This is a genomic window from Parvibaculum sp. (assembly GCF_039973015.1).
Classification (GTDB): Bacteria; Pseudomonadota; Alphaproteobacteria; order Parvibaculales; family Parvibaculaceae; genus Parvibaculum.
Genome location: NZ_JBDWLT010000004.1, coordinates 1 through 20,586 on the forward strand (window position 1 = coordinate 1; position 20,586 = coordinate 20,586).

General features: G+C 59.3%; 19 protein-coding genes, 1 tRNA gene, 2 rRNA genes and 1 pseudogene. 16 read left to right on the top strand and 7 right to left on the bottom strand.

Going from position 1 to position 20,586, the window contains the following annotated elements:
* The 4 genes from ABJO61_RS02880 to ABJO61_RS02895 all read left to right on the top strand — a co-directional run.
* Positions 1-1,066: ribosomal RNA gene (locus ABJO61_RS02880) — 23S ribosomal RNA — on the top strand; the annotation flags it as partial.
* A 98-nt stretch (positions 1,067-1,164) separates the two neighbouring features.
* Positions 1,165-1,279, top strand: a 5S ribosomal RNA gene (rrf, locus tag ABJO61_RS02885).
* A gap of 126 nt (positions 1,280-1,405) precedes the next feature.
* A tRNA-Met gene (locus tag ABJO61_RS02890) sits at positions 1,406-1,482 on the top strand.
* Positions 1,483-1,489: 7 nt separating this feature from the next.
* Positions 1,490-2,011: a hypothetical protein gene (locus ABJO61_RS02895; RefSeq protein WP_348326496.1), complete on the top strand. Its 522-nt coding sequence runs from the start codon at positions 1,490-1,492 to the stop codon at positions 2,009-2,011.
* Between the two features lie 48 nt (positions 2,012-2,059).
* On the opposite strand, the pseudogene ABJO61_RS02900 reads toward ABJO61_RS02895, so the two are convergent.
* Together ABJO61_RS02900 and ABJO61_RS02905 are read right to left on the bottom strand one after the other, a co-directional pair.
* A pseudogene (locus tag ABJO61_RS02900) lies at positions 2,060-3,091 on the bottom strand (recombinase family protein); the annotation flags it as partial.
* 2 nt (positions 3,092-3,093) lie between these two features.
* Positions 3,094-3,309, bottom strand: coding sequence for a hypothetical protein (locus tag ABJO61_RS02905; protein WP_348326494.1), 216 nt, complete (start codon positions 3,307-3,309; stop codon positions 3,094-3,096).
* Positions 3,310-4,104: 795 nt separating this feature from the next.
* Between ABJO61_RS02905 and ABJO61_RS02910 the strand changes: the two genes are divergently transcribed.
* The 5 genes from ABJO61_RS02910 to ABJO61_RS02930 all read left to right on the top strand — a co-directional run bounded on the left by ABJO61_RS02910 (position 4,105) and on the right by ABJO61_RS02930 (position 8,635).
* Positions 4,105-5,280: a thiolase domain-containing protein gene (locus tag ABJO61_RS02910; RefSeq protein WP_348326492.1), complete on the top strand. Its 1,176-nt coding sequence runs from the start codon at positions 4,105-4,107 to the stop codon at positions 5,278-5,280.
* A complete protein-coding gene (locus tag ABJO61_RS02915; protein ID WP_293217777.1) occupies positions 5,277-5,666 on the top strand; it encodes a Zn-ribbon domain-containing OB-fold protein in 390 nt (129 codons plus the stop codon). The genes ABJO61_RS02910 and ABJO61_RS02915 overlap by 4 nt, the downstream gene beginning before the upstream one ends.
* Positions 5,667-5,820: 154 nt before the next feature.
* Complete coding sequence (locus ABJO61_RS02920; protein WP_348326490.1) at positions 5,821-7,431, top strand: acyl-CoA synthetase; 1,611 nt, start codon at positions 5,821-5,823, stop codon at positions 7,429-7,431.
* A 58-nt stretch (positions 7,432-7,489) separates the two neighbouring features.
* Complete coding sequence (locus tag ABJO61_RS02925; protein ID WP_339614559.1) at positions 7,490-8,242, top strand: glucose 1-dehydrogenase; 753 nt, start codon at positions 7,490-7,492, stop codon at positions 8,240-8,242.
* 117 nt (positions 8,243-8,359) lie between these two features.
* Entirely contained in the window at positions 8,360-8,635 is a 276-nt protein-coding gene (locus ABJO61_RS02930; RefSeq protein WP_293217761.1) for a hypothetical protein, read from the top strand.
* A gap of 265 nt (positions 8,636-8,900) precedes the next feature.
* Here the strand turns inward: ABJO61_RS02930 and ABJO61_RS02935 are convergent, their stop codons facing one another.
* From ABJO61_RS02935 to ABJO61_RS02955, 5 genes are all read right to left on the bottom strand, one after another.
* Positions 8,901-9,368, bottom strand: coding sequence for a MaoC family dehydratase N-terminal domain-containing protein (locus ABJO61_RS02935; RefSeq protein WP_167090817.1), 468 nt, complete (start codon positions 9,366-9,368; stop codon positions 8,901-8,903).
* Between the two features lie 88 nt (positions 9,369-9,456).
* Positions 9,457-10,722: a cytochrome P450 gene (locus ABJO61_RS02940; RefSeq protein WP_293217758.1), complete on the bottom strand. Its 1,266-nt coding sequence runs from the start codon at positions 10,720-10,722 to the stop codon at positions 9,457-9,459.
* Positions 10,723-10,931: 209 nt separating this feature from the next.
* Positions 10,932-12,572 carry a cyclohexanecarboxylate-CoA ligase gene (gene aliA / locus ABJO61_RS02945; RefSeq protein ID WP_339614556.1) on the bottom strand — a complete coding sequence of 547 codons (1,641 nt, stop codon included), beginning with the start codon at positions 12,570-12,572 and terminating at the stop codon, positions 10,932-10,934.
* Positions 12,573-12,605: 33 nt separating this feature from the next.
* On the bottom strand, positions 12,606-13,409 hold the full coding sequence (locus ABJO61_RS02950; RefSeq protein WP_348330736.1) for an SDR family oxidoreductase: 804 nt from the start codon (positions 13,407-13,409) through the stop codon (positions 12,606-12,608).
* Positions 13,410-13,498: 89 nt separating this feature from the next.
* On the bottom strand, positions 13,499-14,134 hold the full coding sequence (locus ABJO61_RS02955; protein WP_339614440.1) for a TetR/AcrR family transcriptional regulator: 636 nt from the start codon (positions 14,132-14,134) through the stop codon (positions 13,499-13,501).
* 169 nt (positions 14,135-14,303) lie between these two features.
* Here ABJO61_RS02955 and ABJO61_RS02960 point away from each other — a divergent pair, with 169 nt between their 5' ends.
* From ABJO61_RS02960 to ABJO61_RS02990, 7 genes are read left to right on the top strand one after another with little or no spacing between them, the layout of a single operon-like run.
* Positions 14,304-15,065 (top strand): SDR family NAD(P)-dependent oxidoreductase, encoded by a 762-nt coding sequence (locus ABJO61_RS02960; protein WP_339834733.1) that lies wholly within the window; start codon positions 14,304-14,306, stop codon positions 15,063-15,065.
* A 12-nt stretch (positions 15,066-15,077) separates the two neighbouring features.
* Complete coding sequence (locus tag ABJO61_RS02965) at positions 15,078-15,869, top strand: enoyl-CoA hydratase-related protein (protein ID WP_012110682.1); 792 nt, start codon at positions 15,078-15,080, stop codon at positions 15,867-15,869.
* Between the two features lie 8 nt (positions 15,870-15,877).
* Positions 15,878-17,035 carry an acyl-CoA dehydrogenase family protein gene (locus tag ABJO61_RS02970; RefSeq protein WP_339614438.1) on the top strand — a complete coding sequence of 386 codons (1,158 nt, stop codon included), beginning with the start codon at positions 15,878-15,880 and terminating at the stop codon, positions 17,033-17,035.
* 10 nt (positions 17,036-17,045) lie between these two features.
* On the top strand, positions 17,046-17,834 hold the full coding sequence (locus ABJO61_RS02975) for an enoyl-CoA hydratase/isomerase family protein (protein WP_348326485.1): 789 nt from the start codon (positions 17,046-17,048) through the stop codon (positions 17,832-17,834).
* A gap of 37 nt (positions 17,835-17,871) precedes the next feature.
* On the top strand, positions 17,872-19,023 hold the full coding sequence (locus ABJO61_RS02980) for an SRPBCC family protein (RefSeq protein WP_293325494.1): 1,152 nt from the start codon (positions 17,872-17,874) through the stop codon (positions 19,021-19,023).
* A 28-nt stretch (positions 19,024-19,051) separates the two neighbouring features.
* A complete protein-coding gene (locus tag ABJO61_RS02985) occupies positions 19,052-19,300 on the top strand; it encodes an LLM class flavin-dependent oxidoreductase (protein ID WP_293325497.1) in 249 nt (82 codons plus the stop codon).
* Positions 19,297-20,562: a cytochrome P450 gene (locus ABJO61_RS02990; protein ID WP_293217728.1), complete on the top strand. Its 1,266-nt coding sequence runs from the start codon at positions 19,297-19,299 to the stop codon at positions 20,560-20,562. Before ABJO61_RS02985 ends, ABJO61_RS02990 begins: the two co-directional genes overlap by 4 nt.
* Positions 20,563-20,586: the final 24 nt, after the last annotated feature.

Sequence of the window (20,586 nt, forward strand, 5' to 3'; positions counted from 1 at the left end):
CGACGTATAGGGTCTGACGCCTGCCCGGTGCCGGAAGGTTAAGAGGAGAGGTGCAAGCTTTGAATCGAAGCCCCGGTAAACGGCGGCCGTAACTATAACGGTCCTAAGGTAGCGAAATTCCTTGTCGGGTAAGTTCCGACCTGCACGAATGGCGTAACGACTTCCCCGCTGTCTCCAGCATCGACTCAGTGAAATTGAATTCCCCGTGAAGATGCGGGGTTCCTGCGGTTAGACGGAAAGACCCCGTGCACCTTTACTATAGCTTTGCAGTGGCATTAGTGACGGCATGTGTAGGATAGGTGGTAGGCTTTGAAGCTCGGGCGCCAGCTCGGGTGGAGCCATCCTTGAAATACCACCCTTACCTTTACTGATGTCTAACCGCGGTCCGTTATCCGGATCCGGGACCCTGCATGGTGGGTAGTTTGACTGGGGCGGTCGCCTCCCAAAGAGTAACGGAGGCGCGCGATGGTAGGCTCAAGCTGGTCGGAAATCAGCTGTTGAGTGCAATGGCATAAGCCTGCCTGACTGCGAGACGTACATGTCGAGCAGAGACGAAAGTCGGTCATAGTGATCCGGTGGTTCCACGTGGAAGGGCCATCGCTCAACGGATAAAAGGTACGCCGGGGATAACAGGCTGATCTCCCCCAAGAGTCCATATCGACGGGGAGGTTTGGCACCTCGATGTCGGCTCATCACATCCTGGGGCTGGAGCAGGTCCCAAGGGTTCGGCTGTTCGCCGATTAAAGTGGTACGTGAGCTGGGTTTAGAACGTCGTGAGACAGTTCGGTCCCTATCTGCCGTGGGTGTAGGAAAATTGAGAGGATCTGTCCCTAGTACGAGAGGACCGGGATGGACATACCTCTGGTGGACCGGTTGTCGCGCCAGCGGCACAGCCGGGTAGCTATGTATGGACGGGATAACCGCTGAAAGCATCTAAGCGGGAAACCCACCTCAAAACCAGTTTTCCCTTGAGAGCCGTGGTAGACGACCACGTTGATAGGCCAGGTGTGGAAGTGCGGCAACGCATGTAGCTTACTGGTACTAATCGCTCGATTGGCTTGATTACTCTCATTTATCTCTGCTCATTCCATGAGCGTGGATGAGAAAACGAACGAAAGACCAAAACGACAATCATTCGAACCCTGACGATATGTTCTTCGCCGGCCTGGTGGTTATAGCGAGGAGCCTACACCCGATCCCATCCCGAACTCGGCCGTTAAATTCCTCTGCGCCAATGGTACTATGTCTTAAGGCATGGAAGAGTAGGTCGCTGCCAGGCCTGCCAAGCACATATCGTCATCCCTTCTTCCGATTGAGCCGTCTCGCGGCCATCCGCACACATCCTGACCTCTTGTCTCGATCGCGTGCGCGGGCGGGCTAGAGGGTTTTGGCATAACGAAATTGACGCGGGGTGGAGCAGCCCGGTAGCTCGTCAGGCTCATAACCTGAAGGTCGCAGGTTCAAATCCTGCCCCCGCAACCAACGATACTTGCGATGCAAGCAGCCCGGTTCCAGAAATGGAGCCGGGTTTTTTGTTGGCTGCAAAGGAAAGCATGGCGGCGAGGTCGCCTCTGAGGATGATCACCAGTTCGCCGTTCTCGGGCACAAGCGTCACCCGGTCGACGAGGGCGCGAATGGTATCACGTGCTTCGCCTTTGGTCGTCTCATCCCGCAAGGCATCGTGAAGCGCGGCTACGCGTTTGCGGTACAGCTGCGCCATGTTGGGGTGAAGGAGAGCGGGAGGCTCCTTGGCCTCGGCGAGGATTGCCGTCAACTCCGCCTTGCGCGTCTCGAGCGCGCCTATCTTGTCCTTGAGCTGTGCACCCGGCACACCGTCGAAGATCGCTTGGATGGCGCGATCGATATCCCGTTCGATGCGCTCGACTTCTTTGCGTTGAGCGACCAGTGTCGTCCGGCGCTCGATGAGCTGCCGATTGACCTCCCGCGTAAACTCCTCGCAGAACGTCTCGAACAGCTTCGGTTCCATCAGGTGCGTGCGCAGGCCACTTAGGACCGATGCCTCCAACGTCTCGACACGAATGTTCAGCCGGTTGTCGCAAGTCCCCTTGGTCCGTGCCGCGGCGCAGCCGAGCAGGTTCTTCGAGATCAGTGAGTAGCCACCGCCGCAGCGGCCACACCTGACAAGCCCGGAGAGAAGATACTTGGGCCGGCGTCGGTCGACGAGCGGGTTGGTGCTCGGCTCTTGTGGCCCGAGCGCCATCATTTTCTGACGCACTTTGGCTTGATCCCAGAGAGCTTGCTCGACGATCCGGAGGTCTGGCACGTCCTGGACAACCCAGTCGGAACCAAGGTTGGCGCGTGAGACGCGTCTGCCGGTGTCCGGGTCCTTGATGTAGCGCTGGCGGTTCCACACCAGCCGGCCGACATAGAGTTCGTTATTGAGAATACCGGTGCCGCGTTTTGGATTGCCGTGGATGGTGCTCGGCCCCCACGCCTTGCCGAAGGGACCGGGCACGCCCTCTCGGTTCAGCACCTGGGCGATCGTTCGTGATGAGCTGCCGGCGACATAGTCGCGGAAGATACGCCGGACGATAGCGGCCTCGGACTCGTTGATTGTTCGGTCGCCGCGGACCGGCTCTCCGCTTTCGGACAAGCGCTGGACGACGTCGTAGCCGTAGCAGAGGCCGCCGCCTGATTTTCCGTTTTCGACGCGACCGCGCAGACCTCGACGTGTTTTGTCGGCAAGGTCCTTGAGATAGAGCGCACCCATCGTTCCCTTGAGTCCAATATGCAACTCGCTGACCTCGCCCTCCGAAAGAGTGACGATCCGCACGTCGGCGAAGCGCATGCGCTTGTAGAGGCCAGCGATATCCTCCTGGTCGCGAGAAAGCCGGTCGAGGGATTCCGTCAGCACGGTATCGAAATGCTGACGTTGCGCGTCGGAGATCAACTCCTGAATTCCCGGACGAAGAAGTGAAGCGCCGGAGATCGCGCGATCGGAGTAGCTATCGACGACCTTCCAGCCTTGGCGCTCGGCATGAAGCCGGCAGAGCCGCAACTGATCTTCAATCGACGCATCGCGCTGATTGTCGCTGCTGTAGCGGGCGTAGAGGGCGACACGGGACATCATGCTCACTCCTGTCCTGATTGCTCCTTCTCTTCCTTGGGCGTAATTCTGCTCGCCGCTGATCGCAACCACTCCCGTGCTGCTTGCCGAGCAAGCAATTTCACCAGAGGGACGAGCGCAAGACGGATTCTCTCAAGATCAGGGTCGACGTCCGAGTTTGCCGCATTGCCGTCGGCGGGCCGACGCCCGTCTCGATTACGCTTTGCCATCTTGCCATCCATCTGACATGGCATCCAGTGTCGGATGCAACCAACAAGATCTGGCGATTGCCAGCAGGGGATCAACAAGAAGCAAAGCCACATCAAAGACTTAGAAGTAGTTGGGCCTGCTTCGTCGTAGTTGTGGCTTTGTCGGCGCGGAAAAAGATGAAATGGGCGTGGAGAAAATTCGATGGGCGATTTCGCATGCCCGGTCCGCGATGGAATGCGATCGCATGTGCATTCCATGTGCACCGATAGAGCGCACTAAAGGATGTTGTGGGCGCAATAGTGCTAACTCCGCAATACGCGTCAACATCGGTGAGCGTCTTGGTGCTTGAGAAAATGCGTCTTGTTCGTCCAGCGATGGATTTGGGAGATTTACCTTCGTCGGCTGTCGTTTAGAGGATTGCGTGTTCTCTGCGTGTGCGGGGAAGCGTCAGCAGAAGTTGCTGGTTTCTTGAGCAGGTCCGAGAGCGCGGAGATAATCAGGAATCCAGTGCCCCGACACGGGTGAATGACGGCAGATATGCCGCACGGGCATCTGCGGGACCATTTCAGTTGGCCAAACCGAATTTGGGGTGGGTTTAGCCTTTGATTGGTGGCATTTCGGGGGGGCAGGCCACTTCTCGACGCGTGCAAGCGTGATGGTCCTGACGCCACCCACGTTTTCAATCCTCACCGTCCCCAATCCGTTCCCCCCTCGCTCGATCTTTTCTTCCGATCGGCCATAACCGGCGCTTCTGCCTTTCGTGGACGGGGTGGACGTATCCCCCTTGAATGCGCTAAGCAATATGAAAATCATGATAAGGGATAGGGATGGGTATCAACGGAAAATCCTACATAGTCGGCATCTACGAGCATCCGTGCCGCGCGGCGCTGGACAAGACGCTGCCGCAACTTCACGCCGAGATCGCGAAGGGCGCGCTGGCGGACGCTGGTCTTTCAAAGGACGATGTTGACGCATATTTCTGCGCCGGCGACGCACCGGGGTTGGGCCCGATCAACATGGTCGAATATATGGGCCTCAACAATGTGCGTCATATGGACAGCACGGAGACCGGCGGGTCTTCCTACATCGTCCATGTCAATCACGCAGCGCAGGCCATCGCTGCGGGGCATTGCAATGTGGCGCTGATCACGCTGGCAGGCAGGCCGGTTGCCGACGCGAAAGAAGGTAAGCCCGTCCGTTACTACAACCAGCAGGCGCCGGACTTTCCGTTCGAAATGCCTTATGGCCCCAACGTCACGAATATGTACGCCATGTGTGCGATGCGGCATATGTATGAATACGGCACCACCAGCGAGCAACTCGCATGGATCAAGGTCGCCGCATCCCATCACGCCCAGCACAATGAACATGCCAGGCTCCGCGATGTTGTGACCGTGGAGGATGTCATCAATTCGCCGATGATTGCCGATCCGTTACACAGGCTTGACTGTTGCGTTATCACCGACGGTGGTGGCGGCATTGTAATGGCGAGCCCGGCAGTGGCGAAGTCGCTGAAGCGTAGCCGCGTCAAGGTTCTCGGCGCCGGTGAGGCGCCCAAGCATCTCGCGGCGGGCCAGGTCGATCTGACCTATTCCGGCGCGCGTTGGAGCGGGCCCAAAGCGTTCGCCGAAGCCGGTGTCACGCCCGCCGACATCAAATACGCCTCCATCTATGATTCCTTCACTATTACAGTGCTGGAAACGCTCGAAGATCTGGGTTTTTGCAAAAAAGGCGACGGCGGAAAGTTTGTTTCGGACGGCAATCTGATTTCCGGCGTCGGCAAACTGCCCTTCAACACGGATGGCGGAGGATTGTGCAACAATCACCCGGGCAATCGCGGCGGCATGACCAAGGTTCTTGAAGCGGTTCGTCAGGTTCGCGGTGAGGCTCACCCAAAGGTTCAGGTTCGCAATTGCGATATTGCGCTGGCGCATGGAACCGGCGGGCTTCTGGGATCGCGGATGGGCAGCGCAACCGTTATTCTGGGAAATGAAGACGCATGAACACCGACCAAAAAAAGATCGATCTTGTGGTCAATTCCGAGAGCAAGCCCTATTGGGAAGGTGCCGCCAAGGGACAACTCCTGATCCGGGTTTGCAACGCCTGCGGCAAGGCGCATTACTATCCGCGGACGATTTGCCCGCATTGCTTCTCGGAGGACACAGCGTTCGTCGAGGCTTCGGGCAATGGCGTTATCTACAGCTATTCGGTCACGCGGCAAGCCAAGCCTCCTTATGTCATTGCCTATGTTGAGCTTGATGAAGGGGTTTCGATGCTCACGAATATCGTCGATTGCGAAATCGACAAGATTCGCATCGGACAGAAAGTCAGGGTCAAATTTACCGAGGCCGGCGAGGGATACGCGCTGCCGGTGTTCACACCCGTATGATGCGGGATTTTCGATGAACGGCATTCCGGCGTGCTTGACGGCTTGCCGGAACGTCCGGCGACGGGTCGGTTGAGGCAACGGACGGTTAAGGACGGAACGGCGTGATCGCAAAAAAAGCCGACCCCCGAAGACCGGATTTTTCAGGGAGGATCATATGGCTTGGAATTTCGGTGACATTCTCGACAGTATCTCGGCGGTTTTACCGCAGGAAGCGCCCGCTCTCATTCATGGCGATCGGGTGATCACATGGGCGGAAACGACACGGAGGTCCAACAATCTCGGGCGGGCGCTGATCGCACGCGGTGCCAGGCCCGGCGACAAGGTCGCGTTCTATATGCGAAACCGGCCCGAATATGTCGAGACCATGGCGGCCTGTTTCAAGAGCCGTCTTGTCCATGTCAACATCAACTACCGCTACAAGGCGGACGAAGTTTTCTACATCTTCAATGACTCCGACGCGCAAACGGTCGTTTACGGTTCCGAGTTCCGGGACATCATCGTCGAACTGAAAGACCGGCTTACAAAAGTCGCCACTTTCATTGAAGTGAACGAAGACGGATCCGCCGCGCCCTTCGCGGAAAATTACGAAAAGATCGTCACTGGCGGAGATGGCGCGCCGCTCGGCATCGAGCGGTCTCCGGACGATTTGCTGTTCATCTATACGGGCGGCACGACGGGCATGCCCAAGGGCGTGATGTGGCGGCACAACGACATGCGCGAAGCTCAGCTGACGACGCTTCGGGCGCTGGGGCCGATCCCCGAGACACTTCCCGAGTTGGTTGAGTTTATCGCGGCTTCCGGTCCAGGGCCCGTATCGATGCCTGCCTGCCCGCTGATGCACGGCACCGGCTTCATTACGGCTATAGGCAATATGATGAGCGGCGGCTGCATCGTCACGCTGGAGAGCCCGACCCTCGACGCGCATGAACTCTGGACGGCGGTTTCGCGCCGTGGTGTCAATTCGCTGGCGATTGTCGGCGACGCTTTCGCCCGGCCGATGCTGGCGGCGCTCGACGAGGCGCCTGGCAAATACAACCTGGCCAGCGTCGTCTCGATCATTTCTTCCGGCGTTATGTGGAGCGCGGAAGTGAAGCGTGGTCTGCTCAGGCATTTGCCGAATGTCATTCTGATGGATTCTTTCGGTGCCTCGGAGGGACTCGGTTTCGGCAGTTCGATCATGACGGGCGCCGGCGAGGTCAAGACCGCCAAGTTCCAGATCGGCGGCCGGTGCCGCGTGTTCGATGAAAACGATCAGCCGGTCGAACCAGGCAGCGGCAAGCCGGGCATCATCGCCCTAGGGGGACCGATTCCCGTTGGCTACTACAAGGATCCGCAAAAGACGGCCAAGACATTCAAGACCATTGGCGGCGAACGCTATTCCATTCCCGGCGATTGGTGCGTTGTGGAAAAGGACGGCAGCCTGACATTGCTGGGACGCGGCAGCGTTTGCATTAACACCGCGGGCGAGAAGGTCTACCCGGAGGAGGTCGAGGAAGTTCTGAAGACTCACCCATCCGTGGAGGACGCACTTGTTGTCGGCGTGCCCGATCAGAAATGGGGTCAGGCGGTCACCGGCATCGTCACGCTGGCGAACGGCGCGAAGTTTGACGAAGAGGATTTGCGCAAGCACGTCCGCTCGCACCTCGCCGGCTACAAAACGCCCAAGCGCATCCTGGTGGGCGCCGTGCCTCTTCGCGCGCCGAACGGCAAGGCCGACTACAAGAGCGTTACCGATTTCGCGAAACGCGAGCTCGGGGTTGCGTAGACGGCGGTTTGAGTGACGGCGCCGGATGCGGCCGCCGCACTCGCAACGGGAGGACTGGATGGGACGGGTAGACGGAAAAATCGCCCTTGTGACGGGCGGCGCCAATGGCATGGGGCGTTCCCACGCCTTGCTGCTTGCGCGCGAAGGCGCAACGCTGATCGTTACCGACATGGACGAGAAGGGCGGCAAAGCCGTGGTCGAGGAGATTAACGATAACGGTGGGCAGGCGCGATTTTTCAGGCACGATGTGTCGAGCGTCCCGGATTGGGAGCGGATTTCACAGCAGGCGAAGTCCACTTTCGGACGCGTCGACATCCTCGTGAACAATGCCGGTATTCTCGTTTTTTCTGCTGTGCAAGACACCTCGAATGAAGACTTCGCACGTGTTTTCGACGTCAATGTAAAAAGCGTATTCTATGGCACGAAATATATATTACCCGCGATGAAGGCGGCTGGCGGCGGTTCGATCGTCAATATTTCCTCGATCTACGGACTGATCGGTGCGCCCGCCACGGCGGCGTATCAGGCATCGAAGGGCGCCGTTCGCTTGCTGACGAAATCGACGGCTGTGGATTATGCGCCTTTCAAGATTCGCGTGAATTCCGTGCACCCCGGAATCATTCGCACGAATATGACAAAGGATCTCCTCGGCGATGCGGATGTCGCCAAACAGGTCCTGAGCGCCACGCTCATCGGCCGGCCGGCCGAACCCGTCGAGGTTTCCTATGCGGTCCTGTTTCTGGCATCCGACGAGTCGTCCTACATGACCGGCTCCGAGGTTGTCGTCGACGGAGGCTACACGACCATGTGACACCTTGCGATGCGATGGACTCCGGATTTGTTGAGGGTCGAAGCCGGTTTGTCGCTGGGCAGGAAAATAATCGTGTGTCAGTCTCGTGGCTGGCCAAACGGCGAGGAAGGAAGCGCAATGCGTGCATCCGGTGTGAGCAACCCACTCGATCGCATTCGCCACAGGCTCGATTCTTGGCTTTTCGAGGACATGTCGACCGGGCGCTTCATGCTCGATCGCGCCATATTCACCGATCCCGAGTTGTTCGATCTCGAGATGAAACACATCTTCGAGCGCAACTGGGTGTTTCTCGCCCGGCGAAAGCTATCTTGTTCTACTGACCGGGCCGCTCCGCGTCGCGCATCTGACCGACCATATTCCGCTCCGGCGCGTTTGCGAAATCATCAGCCCTGATTTCGTGGCGGCCGATACGACATCGTCCTCGCCATGTATCACGATCAGGGACACATCGCGGTCAAGACATGGGGCTTTTCCGGCAATTGCGCCATCATCATCGAGCTGTCCTACCTGCATGTGACGGTCGCGCATGGAACGGCCTATGACATTGCGGGCAAGGGCACCACCGATCCGGCGATGATGCTGAGCGCCATGCGCACGGCGGCCTCTCTTGCCGCGGCCGAGGATTTCCCGAGGAACGCTGACGGCCGTATGCCGTATTTTATGTTCGGGAGGCGTCGAACCGGCCGGCCATCATTCGCAACGGCGTATATTCGATCACCGTTTCGTTCCGTTGGGTCACGATCCGGTTGCGGGTGCGCACCAGACCGCGCCCCCTGGATGTCGGTCGCGCCTGAAGCACTTTGCATTCCACATGAATTGTGTCGCCGACAAAGGTAGGTCCCTTGACGTTGAACTCCATGTGCAGGAAGGCGAGGCCCGTCTCCTGCATCATCGACTGGACGAGCAAACCTTCGGCCATGCAATAGACCAGCGCGCCGGGCACCACACGGCCGTTCATGGGGCCATGGGCCTTGAGATATTCGATATCGGTGAAGAGCACTTCCACCATGCCTGTCGTGTTGATGAAATTGACCAGGTCGGTTTCGGTGATCGTCCGGCCGATGGTGCGGAATTCCTCACCGGCGGTGAGGTCGTTCCAGCACATGCCGAGTCCTATTTTTCGCATGCCCTCTCCTTGCAGGTAGCGGCGGCGACACGGCCCCGCCCGCGACATCCTGTGACTGATGCCCGGAAATGCGTCCCGGTGTTTTGCATCAGCCTGGAATTCTGACCGGCATGCTCGAGTAACCCTTGATCAGATTTGAAAAAACCCGCGTCGGTTCGCCGACCACTTCGATCGGCTTGTCGGGCCAGCGTTTCAGGATTTCTTCCCAGACGACGCGGAGCTGCATTTCCGCCAGCCGGTTGCCGACGCAGCGATGGATACCGAAGCCGAAGGATAGATGCTGTCGTGGATGCTTGCGGTCAATGATGAAGCTGTTGGCGTTTTCGATTGCCTCCTCGTCCCGGTTGCCCGAGACGTACCACATGACGACTTTGTCGCCTTTCTTGATCTGCTTGCCGCCAAGCTCCGTATCCTGAAGCGCGGTGCGGCGCATATGCGACAAGGGTGTCTGCCAACGGATGATTTCGGGGACCATGGATTCGACGAGCGATGGGTTGTCCCGCAGCTTCTTGTATTGAACCGGGTTCTCGTTCAGGGCCAGAAGGCCACCGGTGATCGAGTTGCGGGTCGTGTCGTTGCCGCCGACGATCAGGAGGAGAATATTTCCCAGATACTCCATTGGCCCCATGTTTTTCGTCGCTTCGCCCTGAGCCAGCATGGTGATGAGATCGTTTCCCGGCTCGGTCGCGTTGACACGCTGATTCCACAACTCGGTGAAGTAGGCGGCGCAATCGCGCAATTCATTCCTGCGAGCCTTCTCTGCCTCCTCATCGCCGAAGGCGGTGCCTGCGGTGGCGACATCCGACCAGCGGGTGAGCTTCCGGCGTTCTTCCCAGGGGAAATCGAAAAGAGTGGCGAGCATCTGCGTTGTCAGTTCGATCGACACGCGATCCACCCAGTCAAAGGTTTCATTGATGGGCAGGGAATCGAGAATTTTGCCGGCGCGCTCGCGGATCGTGCTTTCGAGTTTCGCCAGATTGCCGGGTGCGACGATCGGGCTCACAACCTTGCGCTGCGCGTCGTGCTTCGGCGGGTCCATCATGATGAACATGGGCAGGAAGAAACCTTCTTCCTGATTGCGGAGGGCGACGCCGCCCAGGGTCGCTTCAGACGAATAGATGCCGTGGTTGGTGTCGACATGCATGATGTCTTTGTATTTTGTCACCGACCAGAACGAGCCGTATTCGCTTTCCTTGCAGTAATGGACCGGATCTTCGCGGCGCAACCGCTCGAAATACGGCCAGATCGCATTCGCCCTGAAGAGCTCCGGATTGCTGACATCGATCTTCTCAAGCGGGATCGCGTAGGCGTCCGCAATCGGCTTGTCTCGATCGGCACCCAGGGATTCACTCATGACGGCGTCTCCATTGCGTTTCCAGAAGCCTGCGAATGCGTGACATAGGGGGTGCCGGTTAGCCGACTCTCTCCCATTAAATCATTATAAGCATATTCCCGTGGATTGTCAGGTTGCATTCATTGGGCGGCGACGCGGTGTCGCCAACTTTCCGAACAGTCCGTCACACGCCTGTTGCCGGCCTTCCGCCACCGGCTGCCTGCGGAATGTCATGCCGACAGGGCGACGGCGATCTCGCGCAACTTGAACTTCTGCACCTTGCCGCTCGGTGTTCGAGGCAGTTCGCCGACGATTTCCGCCCGTTCCGGCAGGTATTGCCGCGCGACCCTGTGCTCTTCGAGGAAGGCGACCACCTCGCGCAAGCCAACCTCGCGGCCGGGCTTCGGCACGATGAATGCACATGCCCGTTCGCCCAGCCGTTCATCCGGTACGCCGATAATCGCTACATCCTGAATGTCGGGATGACGGAAGAGAAGGCCTTCGATCTCGACCACGGGGATATTCTCGCCGCCGCGGATGATGATGTCCTTGGAGCGTCCGGTCAGCCGGATATAGCCTTGGCCGTCGACCCGCGCGAGGTCGCCTGTATCGAACCAGCCTTCCGCGTCGTGATTGTACCACTCCGGTCTTTTGAGATAGCCAACAAAAGTCGAACAGGCGCGAGCCTTGAGCATGCCCTCCTCGCCGGCGGGCAGGGGGCTGTTCCCGCTGTCGACCACCCGGACTTCCATGCCTGGCAGCGCGCGTCCGTCAGTATTGATCGCCTTGTCCTCCGGATCGTCGAGGCATGTCGTTGTCACCAGGCCGTTCTCGGTCATGCCCCAGGCCGACACGATATTTGTTCCGAGGATTTGCCGCGCCCGCTCGACTAGCGCGCGGGGGATGGGTGCGCCTGCCACCAGGAAGATGCGCAAACGGGATACGTCGCCCCCGTCCGCCGCCACCGTTTCGGTCAGATCGGACAGGAACGGCGTGGACGCCATGGTGAAGGTGATTCCTTCGCGGGAGATCGACGCGGAGGCGCGCTTCGGTTCCCATACATCCTGCAGAATGGCGGTCGCTCCGGCCAGAACGGGCATCAACAGCCCGTACATGAAGCCTGTCTGGTGTGCCATCGGCGACGCCATGAACATCACGTCGTCCGCGCCGAGCCCGAGGCGCTCGGCGCAGATGAGGATATTGGAGAGCAGCGTATTCGACGTATGCATGACGCCTTTCGGTTCGCCGGTCGTGCCGGACGTATACATCAATTGCGTTACGTCGTCGGGATCGGGTCGCCGCGTCGCGAAGAGACGGCCGGCGTCGCGCCGCTGCTCCCACGGCGTATCAAGAAGGACTTTCTCAAAGCTGGTTTCGCCGTCGCCGCCGATGACGAGCACATACTTCAGCTGCGGCAGGTCGGCCCGGATGTTGGCCACCATGGCAGGGTAATCGAAGCTGCGAAAGGCGCGCGGGATGACGAGTACCTTGCTTTCCGCAAGGCCAAGCATGAAGGACAATTCGCGCTCGCGAAAAATCGGCATCAATGGATTGGTCACGGCGCCGATCCGTACGCAAGCCAGATGCAGCGCGGTGAATTGCCACCAGTTCGGCAATTGGCAGGAAACAACATCGCCTTTCTCCACGCCGAGTTCCGCGAGGCCGACCGCGATACGTTCGACAATCTTGCCGAAATCGCGGTAGCTGAGGCGGGTGGCCTCATTCGTCATGGAGTTGAAGTCGACGACGGCCGTCTTGTCCGGCATTTCGGCGATGCAACCGTCGAGGTAGCCGGCGGCCGTCTTGCCGGGCCAGAAGCCGCCGGCGTTCATCGCCTCGACACGCTTCCTGGTCAGAACTGGATCGAACATCGGTAACCCTCCCCTCGCAGGCGGGCTTGAACTTCAGGTGTTCTTTGGCTCGAAATAATCCGGTCGTCCAGGGGGCCACGGGTCACCCCAGAGCTGCTCGCCGCCATCGACCGTCAATACCTCGCCGGTAATGAACTTGGCGCCCGGCGAGGCGAGATAGACGACAGCCTCAGCGATGTCATGGGCATCGCCGACACGCAACATCGGATTTGCGCCAGGATAGGTCTTGAGACCTTCGGGCGGATATTGCACGAAGCCGCTCGTTTCGCAGACGCCCGGTGCGACGCAGTTGACACGGATGCGATGCGGTGCCCATTCGACGGCCACCGATTTTGACAGGTAGGCAACGCCGGCGCGTGCTGCGCATGTGTGCGCGATGCCTGGCATTCCGCGCCATATGTCGGCGATAATGTTCACGATCGAGCCGGGGGTCTTTCTATCGACCCACTGCCGCGCGGCGCTTTGCATCATGTACCAGGTGCCGTTGAGATTGGTGTCGATGACGGCGTTCCATCCCTTGACCTTGAAGTCGAGGGCCATTTGCGGAAACTGGCCGCCGGCATTGTTCACGAGAAGGTCGAGTGCGCCGAATTTATCCCAGACCGCTTCAATAAAACCGTCGACCTGATCCGGATCGCGTATGGTCAGGGGCCGACTGAAGACCTGCGCGCCGATGCTTTCCAGAAGAGGAACCGTCGCGGCAAGTTTTTCTTCGTTGCGCCCGCATATGGCGACGTTCGCGCCCAGTCGCGCCAGAAGACAGGCGATCGCCTTGCCGAAACCGCTTCCGCCGCCGGAAACGACGACCGTTTTCCCCGAAAAAAAGATCGGCGCGATAAACCGTGGGCAGTGCTTTCAGTTCTTCATCGGAAAATCCGAAGTGAGTCTTGTGGACTTCCATGTGCGTCTTCCTCGAATGTTTTCGGTCACGCGACCGTTTGGTTTTCCCCGCTTCGTATGGGTTCTTCGATCCCGATTCCGCTGAACAGCATCAGGCACATATGGTCGGCTATCGTCTGAATGGACGTCCTGCCGGGCTGGTACCATTCGACCGACCAGTTAAGGGCGCCCATCAGCAGCATGCGTACGAGGCCGAGATCGACGTCGCTGCGCAATGCGCCCGATTTCTGCGCCTTGGTGAGAATGCGCCGCCAGAGTTCGGCATAGGCGTCGCGCTGCCTGATGTGATGCTGTTGCACCTCTTCGGGGACCTGTCCGAAAATGCGGATATTGGCGGATGTGTAATCGTCATGCTTCAGAAGTGTGGTGAGATGCGCCTCGACGGCGACGCGAATTCGGTCGCGGTGCGATGAATCCGCAGGCAGACGTTCCTGGCTCTCCTCGACGGCTTCGTGAACCCGCCTCATGCCTATGTCGAGAACTTCCTCGAGGAGTTCGTCCTTCGAACCGAAATGGTAATAGAGGCTGCCCGCCTGCATGCCGGCGGCTCTCGCGATTTCGATCAGGGTCGTCGCCGCGTAGCCTTTTTGCCGAAACATCTTGGCGGCGGCGTCCAGTATTCTCGCGCGGCTGATGTCGGATTTGCTTTGCTCGCTCGTCACAAACGCCCCCTCGCCGCCTGTTTGGCGGTGCCGACCGTAAATCTAATGTACGTTCGAAACATGTTGCACCTCCCTCGAAAATCGAACTAGTATTAGAAAAAGTGTGCCGCCATTGCTATGGCAAAGTTAAAAATGTGTCTGAAGCGGTGCAGCGAGGGAGGCGACTAACATGCGAGGACTCGATCAGAAGCCGGTCATCGTTACCGGCGGCGCAAGCGGTATCGGAAAGGCGATTGGGCTCAGGCTTGGCGAAGAGAGTGCCAGGGTCGCCATTTTCGACATGAACGAGAAGGGTGCCGAGGCCGCCGCCGCCGAAATTCGCCAGAAGGGTGGAGAGGCTTGGGCCTATAAGGTCGACATCACCGACTATGCGGCAGTGGCGCGGGCAGTCGATGCGTTCGAAAAGGCGGCCGGTCAGGTTTATGGACTGGTGAACAATGCCGGTTGGGACGAGGCGAAGCCTTTTATCCAGACAGAGCCTGATTTCTGGAAAAAGGTGATCGACATCAATCTTTACGGGCCGCTCAATCTCACTCATGTCGTTGCGCGTCGGCTTGCCGAGCAGGGTGCCGGTCGGGTCGTCAGCATTTCGTCGGATGCGGGCCGTGTGGGTTCGTCTGGCGAGGCCGTCTATTCCGCGGCCAAGGGCGGCGTCATCGCCTTCATGAAGACGATGGCGCGCGAGTTCGCCCGGAAGGGCGTCACCTTCAATACGATCTGTCCGGGGCCGACGGACACGCCGCTGCTCGCCTCCGTGGATGCGTCGGGCGGCGGACGTCTGACCGAAGCGCTCACCAAGGCGATCCCGATGCGCCGCCTGGCGCAACCGGACGATTATCCGGGCATGGTCGCATTCTTTCTGAGCGACGATGCAAGTTTCATTACCGGCCAGACGATCAGCGTCTCGGGCGGTCTCTCAATGCACGGTTGACGGGGGATTTTCATGGACTACGAAGACATTCTGTATGATGAGAAAAATGGCGTTGCGACCATCACCATCAATCGTCCGAAGGTCTATAACGCGTTCCGCCCCCGCACCTGCGTCGAACTGATCGACGCTTTTCTGAAGGCGGGCTGGAGCGAGGAGATCGGTGCGATCGTGCTGACTGGCGCGGGCAACAAGGCGTTTTGCACCGGCGGCGATCAATCGGATCATGACGGTTCCTATGGCGACGGCGAGACGCGCGGAACCATCGGCATGCCGGTCGAGGAACTGCACACGGTCATTCGCGACGTGCCCAAGCCGGTGATCGCGAAGGTGCGGGGCTACGCCATCGGCGGCGGCAATGTGCTGGCGACGTTGTGCGACATGACGATTGCGGGCGAGAGCGCAATCTTCGGCCAGGTGGGTCCCAAGATGGGCTCCGTCGATCCCGGCTTCGGCACCGCCTATCTCGCCCGCGTGGTCGGGGAGAAGAAGGCGCGCGAAATCTGGTACATGTGCCGGCGTTATCCGGCGCGCGAGGCGCTGGCGATGGGTCTCGCCAATGCGGTCGTTCCCGACGACAAGCTGGATGAGGAAGTGGATGCCTGGTGCGCCGAGCTTGTCGAGCGTAGCCCGACGGCGATTGCGATTGCCAAGAAATCGTTCAACGCCGACAGCGATAATATTCGCGGCATTGGCGGTCTTGGCATGCAGGCGCTCCGCCTCTACTACAACTCGGCGGAGTCGAAAGAGGGCGTCAACGCGCTCAATGAAAAGCGTAAGCCGGAATTCCGCAAGCATATGAAGTAGGTGGTATCTTGGACTTTGCCTTTACGTCCGACCAGGGAGCCATTCGAGATACCGCCGCACGATTTGCGCGCGAGCGGCTCGCGCCCGCCTACAAGGTGCGCGAAGCCGCCGGAGCGATCGATCGACAGCTCGTCCGGGATATGGGTGAGCTTGGCCTCGTCGGCGCCGATTTGCCCGAAAAATTCGGGGCGCCGGGACTCGATAGCGTTACGACCGGCATTATTATCGAGGAAATATCACGCGGCGACATTAGTGTCGGTTATGTCCAGCTCCTGGCTTCGCTGATGGGATCGATCGTCGCCGCGCATGCAAGGCCTGAAGTCGCCGATGAAATCGTTCCGAAGATTTGCTCGGGCGAGGCGATCGTCGCGCTCGGTCTGACGGAGCCGCGAGGCGGCTCCGACGCAGCGCATCTGCAGACGAAAGCGCGCGCCGATGGCGACGGCTACGTCCTGTCGGGCGAGAAAACCTCGATCTCGATGGCCGAGCAGGCTGATTACATTCTTGTGCTCGCGCGCACGGATGAAAGCAATCCGGGCGCTGGCGGTGTGTCGGCTTTTCTGGTGCCGCTCGACGCGCCGGGTATCACCTGTTCGAGCTTCGATGATGTAGGTTCGAAAGCGGTCGGCCGCGGTTCGGTATTCTTCGACAATGTTAAGGTGTCGTCGCGCTACATGGTCGGCCCGGAGGGCGAAGGTTTCCGGAAGGTCATGCAGGGGTTCGATTATTCCCGCGCGCTGATCGGCCTGCAATGTCTGGCTCCGGCCTTCGCATCGCTGGAAGAGACCTGGAAGTATGTGACGGAGCGCGTTGCCTTCGGCAATCCGCTGGCCAAATATCAGGGTGTCACGGAACCGCTGGCCGAAGCCCAGACGCTGCTCGAGGCGGCGCGTCTGCTTTGCTACAAGACGCTTTGGCTCCGCGACAATGATTTGCCGCATACCGCCGAAGCCGCGATGTGCAAATGGTGGGCACCCAAGACGGCTTTCCAGGTCATCCACCGTTGCCTGCTCACGCACGGACATGGCGGTTACAGCACTGATCTGCCTCATCAGCAGAGATTGCGCGACGTGATGGGGCTTCAGATCGGCGACGGCACCGAGCAAATCCAGAAGATGATCATTTCGCGCGAGAAAGTCGGCCGGGTGGCCGTGCCTTATGCGTGAGGGAGGCGATATGACGAGCGCCCCGGAAGCCCCGGTCCAGACCGAGATGCGAGACGGCGTCGGAATCGTGGCGCTCAACAGGCCTGACAAGTTCAATTGCCTCTCGTCGGTTGTCATGGCCGGTCTCGACGAGGCTCTCGCAATGTTCGAGGGAGACAGGAAGGTTCGTGCCGTTCTGTTGCTTGCGCGTGGCAAGCACTTCTGCACCGGTGCCGATCTTGACGAGGTCCTCGACGCTCGCAGGGAGCGGGGTCGGCTGGAAGCGTTTATCACGGGCGGTCATCGCGTCCTGCGCCGTCTTGAGGTCTCGCCTCTGCCGATTGTCGCCGCGGTGAACGGTCTGTGTCTTGCGGGCGGGCTGGAATTGATGATGGCATGTGACGTGGTTTTTGCGGGGCAGTCGGCGCAGATGGGATGCCAGCATGCCCGCTACGGGCTCGTGCCGGGTTGGGGCGGCACGCAGCGTCTCGCGCGCATCGTCGGTTCGCGGCGTGCCCTTGATCTGATGTTCAGCGGCCGCTGGCTCAAGGCAGACGAGGCGCTGGCCTGGGGGCTTGTGAATCATATCGCTGACGACAGCGCGCTTGCCGGCATGGCGGAAGCCTATTGTGCCGACCTCGCCAAAAAGAATCCGGGCGGTCTTGCCGCCATGAAACAGCTTTGCAGAAACGGACTCGACGGATCGCTTCAGGAAGGTCTGGATATGGAACGGAGCGCAGTCGTGGACGCGCTGATGGGCGAAAATGTTTCGGAAGGTCTGGCGGCGTTCCGGGAGCGCCGGGAGCCATTATTCCGCTGACGGATAATCAAGGGACCTGTTCGGGAGAAGTGCGATCATGAAACACGAAGCCCAGGTCGAGCAGTTGCGGAAGATCTTCGGCTATCTCGACGCGGGTGAGACCGCGATGGGCGATGCCGTGTATCGTCATCATGTCAGTGACTACACCAGTCCGGATCAGGCTGGCCGAGAACGGGAGATGCTGTTCCGGCATGAGCCACTCCTGATCGGATTGAGCTGCGAATTGCCCAATCCCGGCGACTATGTAACCGACGATTTTTCGGGCGTTCCGATCCTGGTGGTGCGGAATGAAGCGGGGCAGGTCAATGCCTTCATCAATGTCTGCCGCCACCGTGGCGCGCGCGTTGCGTCGGGCTGCGGCAGCGGCAAGACCGTGTTCAGTTGTCCCTATCACGCATGGACCTACGACCGGAGCGGCAGGCTGAGGTCGATACCGTTCGAGCAGGGCTTCGAGAGCGTCGACAAGACGAGCAACGGCTTGCGGCCTCTGCCGGTGGTGGAGAAATACGGCATGATCTGGGTCATGCCGACGCCCGGCGGGTTGATCGACATCGACGGCCACCTTGCGGGGATGGCGGACGATCTCGTCGCGTTCGGCCTTGCGAGTTACAGCCACTACGAGACACGCGTGCTCCGGGCCCGCCTCAACTGGAAGCTCGTGATCGACACGTTTCTCGAAACCTACCATCTGAGCACACTTCACAAGAATACGATCGCGCCGATCCTGCACTCGAACCTCGGCACGTTCGACGGCATGGCACGAAATCTGCGCATGATTGGCGCCCGCAAGACGATCGACGCGTTGCGCCAGAGGCCGGAAAGCGAGTGGGATCTGGTCCGCCACTCCGCGCTTGTATACGTGCTCTTTCCGAATACGGTCTTCATCATGCAGGGCGATCATCTGGAGACGTGGAGGGTTTATCCGGGCGACAGCGTGGATGAATCAAAAATGCACGTCTCTCTCTATACGCCCGAACCCGCCGTGACCGACAAGGCCAGGAAGTACTGGGCCAAGAACATGGACTTGCTGATGGCGACCGTGCAGCAGGAAGATTTTCCGCTGGCGGAAAATATCCAGCGTGATTTTCACTCGGGTGCACAAGATTTTGTGACTTTCGGCGCCAACGAGCCGGCTCTTGCATACTTCCACCGGTCGATAAAAAAGACGCTGGGGATCGACACCGCGTGAAGCGGAATTGAACAAAAAGGAGATTCCCATGCATGTCGGCATGAGCACGTTCTTTCAGAACCTCGCTGGCGGTTATACCGACCAGGAGGTCTACGCCCATGAAATTGCGATGGCCGGCATGGCCGAGCCGCTTGGCTTCGATTCCATATGGGCGGCCATGTGCCCGAACGTGGCGCAGTTCCTCACCTATATGGCTGGCCGCACCAAGAGGGTCGGGGTTGGCTCAATGGTGGTTGCGCCGGTGAATATTCGTCCACAAACGAGGATAAGATCATGAGCAGCATGAACGTAGCCGAACGCGTCCAGTCCTTGGACGATCCATATGCCATTCCGCTCGACAAACTCAATGTCAGCGATCCGGAGCTCTTCAGGTCCAATCGGATGTGGCCGTATTTCGAAAGGCTGCGTCGCGAGGATCCCGTGCATTATTGTGCGGAAAGCGCTTATGGACCTTTCTGGTCCGTGACAAAATACAAGGACATCATGCATGTCGAGACCAATCATGGCGTCTATTCGTCCGACGTCGAGCAGGGGGGAATTACGATTCGCGACAATAATGCGGGTCTGAAGCTTCCGATGTTCATCGCAATGGACCCTCCGAAGCATGACGCGCAGCGGAAGGTGGTGAGCCCGATCGTCGCTCCGGCCAATTTGGCCAAACTCGAAGGCACGATCCGCGAGCGCGCCGGCAAGATTCTCGATTCGCTTCCGGTGAACGAGACGTTCAACTGGGTCGATCGCGTGTCGATTGAGCTGACGACGCAGATGCTCGCCACCCTGTTCGACTTCCCTTGGGAAGAGCGCCGGAAACTCACCCGCTGGTCCGACGTCGCAACCTCGGAGGAAGCCTTCAAGACACCGGAAGGCGAGGCAGCTCGCGAGGCAGAGCTTCTCGAATGCGCCGCCTATTTTACCGAGTTGTGGAATCAGCGCGTGAACGCAACTGAACCGGGCGGCGATCTCATCACCATGCTGGCCCAGGGTGAGTCCACCAGGAACATGAGTCCGGCGGAGTATTTGGGAAATGTCATTCTGCTGATCGTCGGCGGTAACGACACGACCCGCAATTCGCTCACCGGCGGCTTGCTCGCGCTCCACGAGAACCCGGATCAGTACAGGAAGCTGCGCGAAAATCCGGCGCTCGTTGAAACCATGATACCGGAAATCATCCGCTGGCAGACGCCGCTCACCCACATGCGCCGCACCGCGCTACAGGATACCGAGTTGGCCGGCAAGCGGATCAAGAAGGGTGACAGGGTTGTCATGTGGTACGTCTCGGGCAACCGGGACGAGGAGGCCATCGACGAGCCGAACCGTTTCATCATCGATCGTGCAAGGCCGCGTCAGCATCTCTCCTTCGGCTTCGGCATTCATCGCTGCGTCGGCAACCGCTTGGCGGAAATGCAACTCCGCATTGTCTGGGAAGAAATCCTGAAGCGCTGGCCCGACAAGCCGATCGAAGTGGTCGGCGAACCAAAGCGGGTCTTTTCCAACTTCATCAAGGGCTATGAGGCCTTGCCGGTAAGAATCCCGGGCTGAACCTGGGGGGGCGGGTGGAAAACT